Here is a 14,397-nt window from a genome sequence, read left to right on the forward strand (position 1 = left end):
CGGCGGGACCCGGTAGAGCAGGTCCAGCTCCGCGTCCGCGTCCACGCCGGCGGGCCTCAGCTCAGGTTCGCGTGCGTCCCGACCAGGACGGCACGGCCGCGGTGTGGCTGAACAGGGTGAAGGCGAGGACGTGGGCGTCGCGGTGGCGGGCACGTCCAGCGTGGGCACGTCGACGGCGTGCACCACGAAGAAGTACCGGTGCGGGCCGTGCCCGGGCGGGGGTGGCGCGCCCAGGTAGCGGGCCAGGCTCGCGTCGTTGCGCAGCTGGACCGCGCCCTCGGGGAGGCCGGACCCGGTGTCGTCACCGGCGCCGGACGGCAGCGACGTCACCGACGCCGGCAGGTTGAACACCGCCCAGTGCCAGAACCCGGCGACGGTCGGGGCGTCCGGGTCGTAGCAGGTCACGGCGTAGGACCGGGTCCCCTCCGGCGCGCCGGACCAGGACAGCTGCGGCGAGACGTCCTCGCCGCCGCGCGCCGAAGATCCCGGACAGCTGGGGGGTGGCGAGCGCGGTGCCGTCGGCCAGGTCGGTGCTGGTCAGGGTGAACGACGGGACCTGGGGCAGCTCGTCGTAGGGGTTGCGGGGCACGGGATGGACCTCCTCGGGTCGGTGGCGGGTGTCTCGCCGTGATCCTGGCACGGCGCGTCGGCTGCCGTCCGGCGGCGAGGAGGGCAGGGTGTCGGTCCGTGGAGATGCTGCTCGTGCTCGTCGGGATGATGGTGGCCGCGGTCGTCCTGGTCGGGTGGGGGGACCGGCTGCGGCTGCCCTGGCCCGCGCTGATGGTGGTGCTCGGCGTGGTCGTCGCGCTGCTGCCCGGCCTGCCCGACGCGTTCGTCATCGACCCCGAGCTGATCCTGCCGCTGTTCCTGCCGCCGCTGCTGTTCGCCACCGCGCAGCGCACGTCGTGGGCGGTGTTCCGGGCCCGGTGGCGGTCCATCGCGCTGCTCGCCGTCGCGCTGGTGCTGGTCACCGCGACGGTCGTGGCGGGCACGGTGTGGCTGCTGGTCCCGGGGATCGCGGTGACCGCGGCGATCGCGCTGGGCGCGATGGTGGCCCCGCCGGACCCGGTGGCGGTCGAGGCCGTCGCCGGGCAGGTCCCGATCCCGCGCCGGGTGGTGGCCGTGCTGCAGAGCGAGGGGCTGTTCAACGACGCGACAGCCCTGGTCGTGTTCCAGGCCGCGGTGCTCGCCACCGTCTCCGGCGGCGAGCTGAGCCCGCTGGGGCTGGGGCTGCGGTTCGTCCTCGGCGCGGCCGGGGCGGTGCTCATCGGTCTCGGGGTCGCCTGGCTGGCCCGACGGGTGCTCGGCCGGGTCACCGACGCCACCGGACGCAGCGCGCTCACCCTGGTCCTGCCCTTCGCCACCTACCTGGCGGCCGAGGAGCTCGGCGCGTCCGGGGTCATCGCGGTCGTCGTGCTGGCATTGCAGCTGCGGGCCGGGGCGGACGCCGACGAGGCGGCCGAGCGGCTCACCCAGTCCTCGCTGTGGAACGTCGTCGAGCTGCTGGTGACCGGGCTCGCGTTCGGCCTGATCGGGCTCGACCTGCGCCAGGTCGTGCTCGCCGCGGGCGACGAGCTGCCGACGATGCTCGCGCACGCGGCGGTCGTGTGCGTGGTCGTCGTCGCGGTGCGGGTGCTCTGGATGGTCGTCGCCTGGCGGGTGCTGGCCCGCGACGCCGACGGGGCCGCCGCGGCCGGCGCCGCCCCGCTCACCGGACGCGAGGCCGTGCTCCTGTCCTGGTGCGGCATGCGGGGCCTCGCGACGCTCGCCCTCGCGCTGTCGCTGCCGCTGCAGACCGCGACCGGGGCGCCGTTCCCCGCCCGCGACGAGCTCGTCCTCATCGCGGTGTCGGTGCTGTTCGTGACGCTGCTCGTGCCCGGCTTCACCCTGGGCATGCTGGTCCGCGCCCTCGACATCGACGACGAGGCCGACGCCGAGGAGCGGGCCGAACGCGAGATCGTGCTGCGGGCGCGCCGGGCCGCCGTCGCCACCCTGGAGTTCGAACGCACGGTCCGCGGCCTGCCCGAGGAGGTCGGCACCGCCATGCGGGAGCGCGTCGAACGGCTGGAGCGGGTGCTGTCGGGGCAGACGCCGTCGGAGGAGGAACGGTCCCGGATCGCGGCAGTGAAGAAGGCCCGCCGGGCGTTCGCCGAGGCGCAGGCCTCAGCGCTGGCGGCCGCCCGGACCGAGGTGCTGGCCGCGCGGCGCGAGCCCGGTGTCGACCCGCACGCCGTCGACTGGGTGCTGCGCCGCCTCGACCTGCGCACGGTGCTGCTCGACTGAGGACCGGAGGTGTCCGCGTCCGCGGGCACGATCGAGCCATGACGTGCCCGTTCACCGCCCGTACCCGCTCGCTGTCCGAACCGGACCCCGCGCCGACCGCAGGTCCGGTCGTGCGCACGACGCTCCCCGACGGGCCCACCGTGTGGGTGGTCACCGAGGAGGCGCTCGCCCGCCGGGTGCTCACCGACCCGCGGTTCGCCAAGGACCCCGCGCTCGCCCCGCCCGGCGTCACCGACCTCGAACCCCCGGCCGCCGAGCGGCTGTCGCTCACCACCGCCGACGGCGCCGGGCACGCCCGGCTGCGCCGCGCGCACGCCCGCTGCTGTCGGCCCGCGCGCTCGCTCCGTACGCCGGACGGATCCGGTCCCTCGCCGCCGGCCTGCTCGACGGCCTCGGCCCCGGCGAGGTCGACCTCACCGAGGACGTCACCATCCGGTACCCGCTGGCCGTCGTGCTCGAGGTCGTCGGTGCCCCGCCGGGGCTCCTCGACGACGCCGTCGACGCCTGTCGCGCGATGTGGAGCCCCGACCCGGCCGTGGCCGGCGCCGCCTTCGGACGGCTGCAGGCCATCGGCACGGCCGCGGTCACCGACGGGACCGGCGACGGCGTCGCGGCCGGCCTGCGTGCGGCCCTGCCCGACCTCGACGACGCCCAGGTCGGCTACCTCGTGTTCGGCCTGGTGTTCGGCGGTCAGCTCACCACCGACGCCGCGCTCGGCTACGTCGTCGCCCACGCCTTGGACTCCGGGCTCGCCGGCCGCACCGCCGACGAGCTCGACGCGCTGGTCACCGAGGTGCTGCGGGTCCACCCGCCCGCCCCCTACTCGCTGTGGCGCTTCGCCCGCACCGCTCTCGACCTCGCCGGACGGGCGCTGCCCGCCGGGGCTCCGGTGCTCGTCGACATCCGGGGGATCGACGCCCGCCCGACCCAGGGACATCCGCTGACGTTCGGGCACGGCCCGCACTTCTGCGCCGGTGCGCACCTGGCCCGGCTGGAGCTGCGCACGATGCTGGAGGTGCTGCGCGACGACTTCCCCGACGCCCGGCCCACCGTTCCGGCCACCGGCCTCGTCGAGGTGCACCCCGGCGGGTCCGGCGGACCGCGGCTCGCCGGGCTACGGGTGCACCTGCGTCCCGCTCGGTGATCTTCCCCGCAGCCACCGAGCTGCCGCCACATGATGAACTGTGCAGGTGTGGGAACGACGGTCGGTGCGCTCCGCGACGGTGACGGTGGCCCTGGCCGCGCTGCTGGCGGTCGCGCTCCTGGGCTCGCTCGCCTTCGGCGCCGAGGTCCTCCCCGTCGCGAGGGTCGTCGACGCGGTGCTGCAGGACCGTCCCGGCCCGGTCTCGACGATCGTGTGGGACCTGCGGATGCCGCGCTCGCTGCTCGCCGCGATCGTCGGTGCGGGCCTCGCGCTCGCCGGCACCGGGGTGCAGACCCTGGTGCGCAACCCGCTCGCCGACCCCTACCTGCTCGGGGTGTCCTCCGGCGCGAGCGTCGGCGCCACGGCCGTCATCACCACCGGGGTGCTGGGTGCGCTCGGCACCTGGGCGCTGTTCACCGGGGCGCTGCTCGGAGCCCTCGTGGCCGGGGCTCTGGTCGGGGCGATCGCCGTCGCGCAGGGCGGGATCACCCCGATCCGGCTGATCCTCACCGGCACCGTGCTCGGCTCGGCGTTCTCGGCGACGGCGAGCTTCCTCGTGTTCCGCGCCGGCGACCCGGCGGCCGCCCAGTCCGTGCTGTTCTGGCTGCTGGGGAGCCTGTCCGGGGCGCAGTGGGACCGGGTCGCGGTGCCCGCGGTGACCGTCGGGCTGGTGCTCGTCCTGTTCCTGGCCTCCAGCGGCTGGCTCGACGCACTGAACGCCGGACCCGACACCGCGGCGGCGCTCGGCGTGCCGGTCACCGCCGCTCGGGCGGCGCTGTTCGCGGTCTGCGCGACCGCGGTCGGGGTGCTGGTCGCGGTCTCGGGCGCGGTGGGCTTCGTCGGGCTGGTCGTGCCGCACCTGGCCCGGCTGCTCGTCGGCTCCCGGCACCGGGTGCTGGTCCCGGTGTCCGCGCTGGCCGGGGCGCTGTTCCTGGTCGTCGTCGACGTCGCCGCCCGGATCGCGGTGCGGCCCACCGAGATGCCGCTGAGCGTGGTCACCGGGCTGATCGGCGCCCCGGTGTTCCTGGTCCTGATGGGGCGTCGCCGCTACCGGACCGCCGGGAGCACGGCATGAGCCTGCGTGCCGAGACCCTGTCCTGCGTGCTCGGCGGGCGCACCGTGCTGGCCGGGGTCGACCTCGCGGTCGAGCCCGGCGAGGTGCTCGGCGTCGTCGGGCCCAACGGCAGCGGCAAGTCCACCCTGCTGCGCGCCCTCGCCGGGATCCGCCGACCCGCCGCGGGCCGCGTGCTGCTCGACGGCACCCCGCTGACCGCAATGCGGGCCCGGCAGCGGGCTCGGCGGATCGCCTTCGTCGGCCAGGAGGAGGACCTCCCCGCGGACCTGTGCGTCGGGGAGGTCGTCGCGCTCGGCCTGGTCCCGCACCGGCCGCCGTGGTCGGGTGGCGACGCGGCCGAGCGGGCAGCGGTCACCGCGGCGCTGGCCGCGGTCCAGCTCGACGGCCTGGCCGACCGGCCGGTCGACCGGCTCTCCGGCGGGGAACGGCGCCGGGTGCTGCTCGCCCGCGGGCTCGCCCAGGACGCCGGGGTCCTGCTGCTCGACGAGCCCACCAACCACCTCGACGTCCGGCACGCGCTGGGCCTGCTGGAGCTGGTGCGCTCACATTGGCCGGACCGTCGTGGTGAGCCTGCACGACCTCGACCTCGCGGACCGCTGGTGGCGACCGCCTCGTCGTGCTGCACGACGGCCGGGCCCTCCCGGCCGTGCCCGACCTCGACCCCGACACCGTCTCACGGGTCTTCGGGGTCGCCGCCGCCCGCGTCACGCACCCGGTGACCGGGCGGTCCCGCCTCCTGCTCGACCTACCCGGGGAGACTCCGTGACGCTCGTGCCCACCCGTCCACTGCGGCTGTCCGCCGTCCTCGCCGCGGCGGCGGTCGCCCTCGCAGCCTGCTCGGCCCCGGCCCCGGCACCGCCCGCCGCCGATGCCCCGGCCGGCACGGTCACCGTGACGAACTGCGGGACCCCGGCGTCGTTCCCGTCCCCGGCGCAGCGCATGTTCGTCAACGACGGCAACATGATCTCGATGGTCCTGGCGCTCGGCGCCCAGGACCGGGTCGCCGCGGTGTCGAGCATGCAGCGCGACGCCGAGACGCTGCGCCGCCACTACGGCGCCGCCGTCGACGGCCTGGCCCAGGCGGCGCCGCAGTACCCGACCCTGGAGACGGTCCTGGCCCGCGACCCCGACGTGATGGTCGCCGGCTGGAACTACGGCTACAGCGAGGAGAAGAACCTCACCCCGGCCCGGCTGCGCGAGCAGGGCATCGCCCCGTACGTGCTGACCGAGTCCTGCCGTCAGGCCGACGGGCAGCGCGCCCGCGGCATCGTCGACCCCTGGACGGCGCTGCGCGAGGACCTGCACAACCTCGGCACGATCACCGGGCACACCGCCGACGCCGACCGCGTCGTCGCCGACCTCGACGACCGGCTCGCCGCGCTGGGGAGGGCACCGAAGGCCGCGACCCCGCCGACGGTGTTCCTGTTCGACAGCGGCACCGAGTCGCCGTACTCCAGCGGCCGCTTCGGCGCCCCGCAGGCGATCATGGAAGCGGCCGGGGCGCGCAACGCGCTGTCCGACGTCGACGACACCTGGACCCAGGTCTCGTGGGAGCGGGTCGCGACGGCGCAGCCCGCCGCGTTCCTGTTCGTCGACTATCCGCCGCAGACCTTCGCCGAGAAGGTCGCGGTGCTCAAGAGCCGCCCCGACACCCGCGACCTGCCCGCGGTCCGGGAGAACCGCTTCCTGAACCTGCCCTACGCCCTGTGGACCTCGGGTCCGCTCAACGTCGACGCCGCCGAGCAGGTGCGGGCGGCGCTGGAGCGCTGGAACCTGGTGCCCGCCTCCGGCCTGACCCCGGCGTCCGACGACGTGCCCCGCAGCTGAGTGCGCAGGTCCCGGGGGTGCCGCGCGGCGCCCCCGGGACCTCCGATCCGATCCGGGCCGGTCGGGTCAGGTGATCGTCATGCCGCCGTCGACGGCCCAGGTCTGACCAGTGACGTAGCCACCGGCCGCCGAGGCGAGGAACAGCACGGCCGCCGTCAGCTCCTCCGGGTCGCCCTTGCGGCCCACCGGGATCCGCTCGGTCATCCGCTCCAGGTAGCCGTCCGGGTACTGCTCGGTCATCTCCGAGGCGAAGAAGCCGGGGGCGACCGCGTTGACCCGGATCCCGCGCCGCCCGGTCCACTGCTGGGCCAGGTCGCGGGTCAGGCCGACGATCGCCGCCTTGGACGCGGAGTAGGCCGCCTGCGGCAGCGACGCCGTGGTCAGGCCCAGGATCGAGGAGATGTTGACGATGCTCGACCCCGGCGCCATGTGCGCCGCGCAGGCCTGCGCCATCCAGTAGGAGCCGTTGAGGTTGACGTCGATGACCGAGGTGAACTGGTCGGGGGTCTCCTTCAGGGCCGGGACGGCGGTGCCGATCCCGGCGTTGTTCACCAGCACGTCGAGCCGACCGAACTCGTCGACGGCGGCCTGCGCCAGCGCCCGGCAGTCCTCGGGCTTCGCCACGTCGGTGGCGACGGCGACCGCGCGCCTACCCGTCGCCTCGACCAGTGCCACCGTGTCGGCCAGCTTGTCGACCCGTCGCGCGCCCAGCACGAGGTCCGCGCCGGCCTCGGCGAGGCCCTTCGCGAAGGCCACACCGAGGCCGGACGACGCACCGGTGACGACGGCGACCCGGCCGTCCAGTCGGAACCGCTCCATCACAGTCACGCAGGGACCCTAACCCGGATCAGTCGCGGAGCCTCTCGGCGAGCTGGGGGACGAGCCGCTCCAGGGCGAACGGGGCCGAGAGCACGCTGTTGTAGGTCATCGCGCCCCGGGTGTCGGCGTCGGGCACGACCATGTCGCCACGGGCGACGACCGGGACCTGCCGCAGGACCGGGTCGGAGTCGACCTGCTGCTTCGTGGCGCCCTCGTCGGCCAGCATCACCAGCACGTCGCCGTCGAGCAGGCCGGCCTGCTCGGAGGAGACCTCGACGTAGAAGCTCTTCCGGTCGTCGCGCTCGGCGATCGCCGGCGGCTGCGCGAAGCCGAGGCCGGTCATGAACTGCCCGCGTGCGTCGGCGGCGGTGAAGGCGCCGTACTTGCCGTCGAAGGGCAGCACCGTGGCGCCGACCTTGCCGCGGAACTCCGGGTGCGCAGCGACGGCGTCGGAGAACGCGGCGTCGGCGGTGCGGATCAGCTCCTCGCCGCGCGCGGTCTCACCCAGCGCGGTGGCGACGGCGCGCATCTGGTCGGTGCGGCTCACCCCGAACGCGATCGTGCCGGCGGGCCGCGCGACGACCGGCGCGATCGCGGTCAGCTGGTCGTAGGCGGCCTGGTCGATGCTCGAGGACAGCGCGATGATGACGTCCGGGCGCAGCGCGGCGATGCGCTCCAGGTTCGGCTCGGTCTCGGTGAGGAGCTGCGGTGCCTCACCCCGCACCAGGCCGCGAGCCCACGGCCCGAGCCCTCCGGTCTCCTCGTAGAAGGCGTAGCCGGCCAGCGCGACCGGGGTGACGCCGAGGGCGAGGACGGGGTCGGCGTCGGTGACGCCGAGGGCCACCACGCGCTGCGGGCGGGCGGGGATCTCCGCGGTGCCGAAGGCGTTGTCGATGCGGACGGGGAACGCGCCGTCGGAGCCGGACGGCGCGGCGGCCGGGCCCGGATCGGAGGCGCAGGCGGTGAGCAGGCCCGCGAGGGCCAGCAGGATGATCAGTCGTCGGAGCACGCCGGGACAATAGCCGAGGCTTACCTAACCCGGAATGTCCGGAAGGTCTCGCGGCCGCGCGTTCGCACCGGTCGACGCGGCGCGGACCGGTGCGAACGCGCCGGGTCAGTCGCGCGGGCGGCGCTTGCGGGCCACGACGGCCCGGTACAGCAACGGGTCACGGCTGGTCGCGAGCCGGTGCCGGTAGACGGTCGCGCCGAGCTCCTCGAGCTCGCCGGAGGCCAGCAGCGACGAGATGAGGCCGGCGAACCCGGAGGTGTCGCCGTCGGTCAGGAAGTCGTCCCGCAGGGTGATCGCGACGAAGCCGTCGTCGGCGACCATGTCGAACGCGGTGCGGAACGCAGCGGGTGGGATGTCACCGAAGCCGAGCGCGGCGACGCAGGTCAGGGCGTCGAAGCCGCCCGAGGAGATGTTCTCGACGGTCTCGTCGTCGAGGGCGGTGAGGTCGACGACGTGGTAGTCGTCGTAGACCCCGGGGCGGTCGCGTTCGGCGGCGTCGCGGGCCTCGGGGAGGATGTCGATCCCCACCACCTTCCCGACTCCGCGGGCGCGCAGCTCCTCGGCGACGATGCCGTTGCCGGCGCCGACGTCGAGCACGCGCAGCCCGGACGGGTCGACACCCACGGCGTCGAGCTGCTCGGCCAGGGCGCCCGCGACCACGGCCGGGGACTGGCACTGCAGGATGTCGTAGAACAGCTTCTCGTAGAGGCCGGGGATCTTGAACAGCTCGTCGTAGTCGTGGAAGCGGTACTCGGTCCACCCGTGTCCGAGGTCGATGACGCAGTACTCCGCGTCCTGCTCGAACGAGGTCGTGGGCTCCGGCAGAGCAAGCCGGTAGGACGGTTCGGAACGCTCGACGGCCATGAAAATCCTTCCTGGTCGGGAACGGACACCTCGACGCTAGTGCACCCGAGGCATCCGATCGGGGGTGAGCGACGTCGCACGGACCGCGATGTGACGCGGCGGTAGGGGGTGACACGATCGGCAGCGGGAGACACCCGGAGATCACCGTCGATCAGCGAGGAGAGACATGACCCAGCAGCAGAGGACCGCGATCGTCACCGGTGGGCGCGCGGCATCGGGGCCGCCACCGCGATCCGGCTCGCCGCCGACGGACACAAGGTCGCGGTGCTGGACCTGGAGGAGTCGGCCGCGAAGGCGACCGTCGAGGCCATCGAGTCCGCGGGCGGGACCGCGGCCGCGTTCGGTGCGAACGTCGCCGACGAGCAGGCCGTCGCCGCCGCCGTCGACGCGGTCACCGAGCGCCTCGGCGCACCCACCGTGCTGATCAACAACGCCGGCATCACCAAGGACAACCTGCTGTTCAAGATGACCGTCGACGACTGGGACGCGGTCATGGGTGTGCACCTGCGCGGGGCCTTCCTGATGACCCGCGCGGTGCAGAAGCACATGGTCGACGCCGCCTGGGGCCGGGTCGTGAACCTGTCCTCGACCTCCGCGCTGGGCAACCGCGGCCAGGCGAACTACTCCGCGGCGAAGGCCGGCATGCAGGGCTTCACCAAGACCCTGGCGATCGAGCTCGGCAAGTTCGGCGTCACCGCGAACTGCATCGCCCCCGGCTTCATCGCCTCGGAGATGACCAAGGCGACCGCCGAGCGGATCGGCGTGGACTGGGAGGACTTCAAGGCCGCCCGGGCCAAGGAGATCCCGGTGCAGCGCCCCGGCGCGCCGAGGACATCGCCCAGACCGTGTCGTTCTTCGTCGACGAGCGCTCGTCGTTCGTGAGCGGCCAGGTCATCTACGTGGCCGGCCCGAAGGCCTGACCCGCCCCACGACGGCAGAACGGGCCGGCACCGCAGCTGCGGTGCCGGCCCGTTCTGCCGTCGCGGGTGTCAGGACCTGGTGGTCATCGGCACGATCGCCCAGCCGGGGATGTCCTCCTGGCCGGACACCGGCACCGCGTCGGCGGAGAAGTTGACCAGCAGCATCGAGCCGTCGGCCGCGCGGAAACCGCCCAGCGAGGAGCCGTCGGTGGCCCGGCCCAGCTCGACGGTGCCCTCCCGGAGCCGGGGCACCAGCCAGCGCCACGCCTCGGTCAGCGGGGTCGCCTGGCCGCCGTTCTCCTCGGTGGCCGGGGTCCACAGCGAGGAGTACTCGAGCGAGCTGCTGCCCTCGGGACCCCACAGCAGCGCGCCCTGGGTGCCGGAGCGGGCCATCGCCTGCAGTGCGGCGATCGTCGAGACCGCGCTGGCGGGGGAGTCGAAGCCGGCCTGGGCGTCGGCGGGGACGTTCGCGTAGAACTCGGCCCACCAGATGGGCAGCTGCGTCCGCTCCTGGATCCAGCGGTCGATCACCGAGAACTTCTCCGCGCCGACGTCGACCGGGGAGATCGCGTCCTGCTGTCCGCGGTTGGTGGTCGAGCCGTCGACGACGATGAAGTCCGCACCGACGTTGTTCTTCAGCCAGTAGTCCAGGACGTCGAGCGGGCGCTGGTCGAGCGCCCCCCAGGGGCCGCGGATGTTCGAGGCGTCGTGCGAGTCGACCGGGACGCTGCTCATGACGACGTAGGGGCCGCCGACCTGCACGTCGGGCCGGACGGACTTCACGGCCTGGTAGACCTGGTTGTAGAAGTTCGTGTAGCCCTCGTAGTCCCAGCGGTTCTCGGCCTGGTTGTAGAAGCCCTTCAGCTCGTTCCACACCAGGACGCGGTCGACCTGCGGGTACCGCTGCACGGCCTCGCGGGCGAGGTTGGCGAAGTCGGCGAAGTGCTCGGGCAGCGGGGCCTTCTCGAGCCGGTCCCAGCGGGTGTCGCCGCTGTCGCGCGGTGCGCCCTTCATCCAGTCCGGGGAGCAGCACAGCGTCAGCATCGCCTTGCCGCCGGTCTCCTCGGTGAGCTGCATCCGGCGGTCCAGCGAGCCCCAGTCGAACTCACCGGGCCGCGGCTCGGGGTTGAGCGTGCCGAAGCCCATGATGTGGTGGTTCTGGTACTCCTGGCCGAGGCTCGACAGGATGTCGACCCCGCGCTGGCGGGCCTGTGCGGGCTCGGTGTCGTCGAGGCTGTCCTGGGTGTGGGTCACCCCGATCTCCATCGGTCCCGGCTGCTTGTCCCACCGCCAGCTGCCCAGGTCGACGGCCTTCGCGGAGGCCTCCAGGGCCGACGACGGCGCGGTGCCGCCGGCGGTGTCGTCACCGCCGACCCCCGAGGTGCAGGCGGCGAGGGCCAGGACCCCCGAGAGCACCAGGGCCAGGGCCGGGGCCCGGCGCAGGCCGGACCGGAACCGGGGGGTCCGCGACGCGGACCTCGGTCCTGACGTCGTCGGGGAGGGACGGCGTGACGCTCGCACGGGGTGGTGACCTCACGTTCTGACCGGACGCGGCGCCGGGCGGATGCCGTGGCGCGCGCGGGCTCGTACTGACTCCTGCACTCCTGCGCGGGACGGTGTCCCGGCGAGGTGCTCCCAGCGTGTCAGGGGCCTCCTGTGACCTGACTGAGAGCGTGTTTGGAAATGGTGGGTGTGTCGGGATGGTCGACACGGCTGGGGTGCTCCATCGTGGTCGGCATGCAGGAACGACCGCGCCGGTACCCCTCGGACACCAGTGATGCCCAGTGGGTGGTGATCGAGCCGTTGTTACCGCCGCTCGCGCGGCGGGGCGGCCTGTTGCTCATGCTCGTCGGGACGTGCTGGACGCGATCTTGTATGTCGTGCGGACCGGGTGTGCCTGGCGGGCGTTGCCGGTGGACTTCCCGCCCTGGCAGACCGTCTACTGGTACTTCAACCAGTGGGAACAGCAGAAGGTCACCGAGAAGATCCTCCCGGTCGTGCGGGGGCAGTTACGTATCGCCGAGGGCCGTGATCCGGAGCCGAGTGCGGGGATCATCGATTCCCAGTCGGTCAAGGGCGCCGACACCGTCGGCCAGGACTCCCGCGGCTACGACGCCGGGAAGAAGACAGGCGGACGGAAACGGTTCATCGTGACCGACACCCTCGGTCTGCTGCTGACCACGATGGTGTGCTCGGCCTCGGTACAGGACCGCGACGGCGCCAAGCCGATCCTGCTCAACCTCTACCTGCGCACCAGGGTGCGGTTCGTCTACGCCGACGCCGGCTTCGCCGGGCGACTGCTCGACTGGGCCGCCACGATCCTGCAGACAACGATCGAGATCATCCGCAAGCCACCCGAGCAGCGCGGATTCACCGTCCTCCCACGAAGGTGGGTGGTCGAACGGACCCTGGCCTGGCTCACCGCACACCGACGCCTGGCCCGAGACTACGAACGCCACCCCACCACATCCGAAGCCATGATCCGCTGGGCCGCGATCAACACCATCACCCGCCGCATCGCCCGTGGATACCCCGCCACCCGCCAGCAGAAACACACGACACCCTCAACCCACTAGAATTTCCAAACACGCTCTGAGAGAACCCCGGGCGCGCCCGGAGCCGGCGCGAGCCCGCTATCGGACGTTCGGAGCAGGGTAGGGCCGCGGTTCGCGAGGGCTGCACGCAGCCCCGTCACGCAGGTGGACCTTCTTGTCGCGCAGCGTGTACACGCGGTCGGCCCGCGGCAGTACCGCCGGGTCGTGGGTGATGAGCAGCACCGCGCGCCCCGCCGCGGCGGCGAGCAGGTCGTCGAGGACGGCGTCGCGGGTGTCCGGGTCGAGGTGGGCGGTGGGCTCGTCGAGCACCAGCACCGCCGGTCGACGAGCAGCGCGCGGGCCAGCGCGAGCCGCCGGCGCATCCCACCGGACAGCCGGGCGCCGTGTGCGCCGACCTCGTCGTCGAGCGCCAGCCCGTGAGACCGACCCGGCGCAGGACGTCGTGCAGGACGGCGTCGTCGGCGTCGGGGGCGGCCAGGCGCAGGTTCTCCCGGACCGTCGAGTCGAACACGTGCGGGTCGGCCGGCACCCGGAGACCACCGCGCGGACCTCCTCGGGTGCCCGCACCGCCAGGTCGTGCCCGTCGAGCCGGACGGTGCCCGCGCGCGGGTCGAGGAACCGGAACAGCACCGCGGCCCAGCGTCGACTTGCCCGACCCCTCGGGCCGACCAGCGCCACGACCTCCCCGCGCGCCGACATCGAGGTCCACCCCCTGCAGGACGGTGCGGCCGCGACCGTCCGGTCCCGGTCCCGGCCAGGCCGCGGTGAGACCGCGGATCGCCAGGTCGCCGCGACGGGGCAGCGGTGGGGAGCCCGGTTCGCGGTGCGCGACGGCGGGGGCGGCGTCGAGCACCGGCACCAGCCGGGCCAGCCCGGCGCGGACCGCGGCGAGCCGGGCCGCGGCGGCGGCGGGCAGCGGCGCGACGATCTCGAACGCGGCAGCGCCGTCAGCACCAGCACGGCCAGCGGGACCGCGCCGAGGGCACCGGCGTCGACGGCGGCGACACCCAGCAGCAGCGTCCCGGCCAGGGTGAGCCCGGCGACCAGGGCACCGGAGCCCGCGCCGAGGCCGAGCAGCGCGCGTCCCGGCGCGGCTGCGGTCAGCTCGGCATCGGCCCGGGCGACCGCGTCGACGGCGTGGCCGGTCGCGCCGTGGGCCGCAGCTCGGGGCCGCCGTCGAGCAGGTCGACCTTGGCGGTCGTGCGGACCGGGTGTGCCTGGCGGGCGTTGCCGGTGGACTTCCCGCCCTGGCAGACCGTCTACTGGTACTTCAACCAGTGGGAACAGCAGAAGGTCACCGAGAAGATCCTCCCGGTCGTGCGGGGGCAGTTACGTATCGCCGAGGGCCGTGATCCGGAGCCGAGTGCGGGGATCATCGATTCCCAGTCGGTCAAGGGCGCCGACACCGTCGGCCAGGACTCCCGCGGCTACGACGCCGGGAAGAAGACAGGCGGACGGAAACGGTTCATCGTGACCGACACCCTCGGTCTGCTGCTGACCACGATGGTGTGCTCGGCCTCGGTACAGGACCGCGACGGCGCCAAGCCGATCCTGCTCAACCTCTACCTGCGCACCAGGGTGCGGTTCGTCTACGCCGACGCCGGCTTCGCCGGGCGACTGCTCGACTGGGCCGCCACGATCCTGCAGACAACGATCGAGATCATCCGCAAGCCACCCGAGCAGCGCGGATTCACCGTCCTCCCACGAAGGTGGGTGGTCGAACGGACCCTGGCCTGGCTCACCGCACACCGACGCCTGGCCCGAGACTACGAACGCCACCCCACCACATCCGAAGCCATGATCCGCTGGGCCGCGATCAACACCATCACCCGCCGCATCGCCCGTGGATACCCCGCCACCCGCCAGCAGAAACACACGACACCCTCAACCCACTAGAATTT

At 73.7% G+C, this 14,397-nt stretch carries 12 protein-coding genes and 2 pseudogenes; 8 read left to right on the top strand and 6 right to left on the bottom strand.

The window, feature by feature from the left end; genetic code table 11:
- Positions 1-61: 61 nt before the first annotated feature.
- Positions 62-589: pseudogene (locus tag KPL57_RS18260) on the bottom strand (YbhB/YbcL family Raf kinase inhibitor-like protein).
- Positions 590-693: 104 nt separating this feature from the next.
- Here KPL57_RS18260 and KPL57_RS18265 point away from each other — a divergent pair.
- The 5 genes from KPL57_RS18265 to KPL57_RS18285 all read left to right on the top strand — a co-directional run bounded on the left by KPL57_RS18265 (position 694) and on the right by KPL57_RS18285 (position 6,329).
- Positions 694-2,283: a Na+/H+ antiporter gene (locus KPL57_RS18265; protein ID WP_226352545.1), complete on the top strand. Its 1,590-nt coding sequence runs from the start codon at positions 694-696 to the stop codon at positions 2,281-2,283.
- 451 nt (positions 2,284-2,734) lie between these two features.
- Positions 2,735-3,427: a cytochrome P450 gene (locus KPL57_RS18270; RefSeq protein ID WP_226352518.1), complete on the top strand. Its 693-nt coding sequence runs from the start codon at positions 2,735-2,737 to the stop codon at positions 3,425-3,427.
- A 64-nt stretch (positions 3,428-3,491) separates the two neighbouring features.
- Positions 3,492-4,502, top strand: coding sequence for an iron ABC transporter permease (locus tag KPL57_RS18275; protein WP_226352519.1), 1,011 nt, complete (start codon positions 3,492-3,494; stop codon positions 4,500-4,502).
- On the top strand, positions 4,499-5,221 hold the full coding sequence (locus KPL57_RS18280) for an ABC transporter ATP-binding protein (RefSeq protein ID WP_226352520.1): 723 nt from the start codon (positions 4,499-4,501) through the stop codon (positions 5,219-5,221). The genes KPL57_RS18275 and KPL57_RS18280 overlap by 4 nt, the downstream gene beginning before the upstream one ends.
- Positions 5,222-5,264: 43 nt before the next feature.
- Entirely contained in the window at positions 5,265-6,329 is a 1,065-nt protein-coding gene (locus KPL57_RS18285; RefSeq protein ID WP_226352521.1) for an ABC transporter substrate-binding protein, read from the top strand.
- A 66-nt stretch (positions 6,330-6,395) separates the two neighbouring features.
- Here KPL57_RS18285 and KPL57_RS18290 read toward each other — a convergent pair whose 3' ends face one another.
- The 3 genes from KPL57_RS18290 to KPL57_RS18300 form a co-directional block, all read right to left on the bottom strand.
- Entirely contained in the window at positions 6,396-7,157 is a 762-nt protein-coding gene (locus KPL57_RS18290) for an SDR family NAD(P)-dependent oxidoreductase (RefSeq protein ID WP_226352522.1), read from the bottom strand.
- A gap of 19 nt (positions 7,158-7,176) precedes the next feature.
- Entirely contained in the window at positions 7,177-7,995 is an 819-nt protein-coding gene (locus KPL57_RS18295) for an iron-siderophore ABC transporter substrate-binding protein (protein WP_374111670.1), read from the bottom strand.
- Between the two features lie 267 nt (positions 7,996-8,262).
- Entirely contained in the window at positions 8,263-9,021 is a 759-nt protein-coding gene (locus tag KPL57_RS18300; RefSeq protein WP_226352524.1) for a class I SAM-dependent methyltransferase, read from the bottom strand.
- A 166-nt stretch (positions 9,022-9,187) separates the two neighbouring features.
- Here KPL57_RS18300 and fabG point away from each other — a divergent pair.
- Positions 9,188-9,941 (top strand): annotated as a pseudogene (fabG, locus tag KPL57_RS18305) (3-oxoacyl-ACP reductase FabG).
- Between the two features lie 69 nt (positions 9,942-10,010).
- Here the strand turns inward: fabG and KPL57_RS18310 are convergent.
- On the bottom strand, positions 10,011-11,357 hold the full coding sequence (locus KPL57_RS18310; protein ID WP_020623148.1) for a hypothetical protein: 1,347 nt from the start codon (positions 11,355-11,357) through the stop codon (positions 10,011-10,013).
- Positions 11,358-11,678: 321 nt separating this feature from the next.
- Here KPL57_RS18310 and KPL57_RS18315 point away from each other — a divergent pair.
- Positions 11,679-12,517, top strand: a protein-coding gene (locus KPL57_RS18315) for an IS5 family transposase (RefSeq protein ID WP_226352546.1) whose coding sequence is annotated in 2 segments (ribosomal slippage) — positions 11,679-11,765 and positions 11,768-12,517 — 837 coding nt in all. Because the reading frame shifts where the segments join, the coding sequence is not laid out codon by codon here.
- A gap of 57 nt (positions 12,518-12,574) precedes the next feature.
- Here KPL57_RS18315 and KPL57_RS18320 read toward each other — a convergent pair.
- Positions 12,575-13,195 carry an AAA family ATPase gene (locus KPL57_RS18320; RefSeq protein ID WP_226352525.1) on the bottom strand — a complete coding sequence of 207 codons (621 nt, stop codon included), beginning with the start codon at positions 13,193-13,195 and terminating at the stop codon, positions 12,575-12,577.
- Between the two features lie 105 nt (positions 13,196-13,300).
- On the opposite strand from KPL57_RS18320, the gene KPL57_RS69875 reads away from it, so the two are divergent.
- Positions 13,301-14,392 carry an IS5 family transposase gene (locus KPL57_RS69875; protein ID WP_226352526.1) on the top strand — a complete coding sequence of 364 codons (1,092 nt, stop codon included), beginning with the start codon at positions 13,301-13,303 and terminating at the stop codon, positions 14,390-14,392.
- Positions 14,393-14,397: the final 5 nt, after the last annotated feature.

The organism is Pseudonocardia sp. ICBG601 (assembly GCF_020496245.1).

What these genes read in the sequence shown, in the direction of transcription:
- KPL57_RS18300 (WP_226352524.1), bottom strand. Translation starts at nt 9,021, where the DNA reads ATGGCCGTCGAGCGTTCCGAACCGTCCTACCGGCTTGCTCTGCCGGAG.
- KPL57_RS18265 (WP_226352545.1), top strand. Translation starts at nt 694, where the DNA reads ATGCTGCTCGTGCTCGTCGGGATGATGGTGGCCGCGGTCGTCCTGGTC.
- KPL57_RS18280 (WP_226352520.1), top strand. Translation starts at nt 4,499, where the DNA reads ATGAGCCTGCGTGCCGAGACCCTGTCCTGCGTGCTCGGCGGGCGCACC.
- KPL57_RS18320 (WP_226352525.1), bottom strand. Translation starts at nt 13,195, where the DNA reads ATGTCGGCGCGCGGGGAGGTCGTGGCGCTGGTCGGCCCGAGGGGTCGG.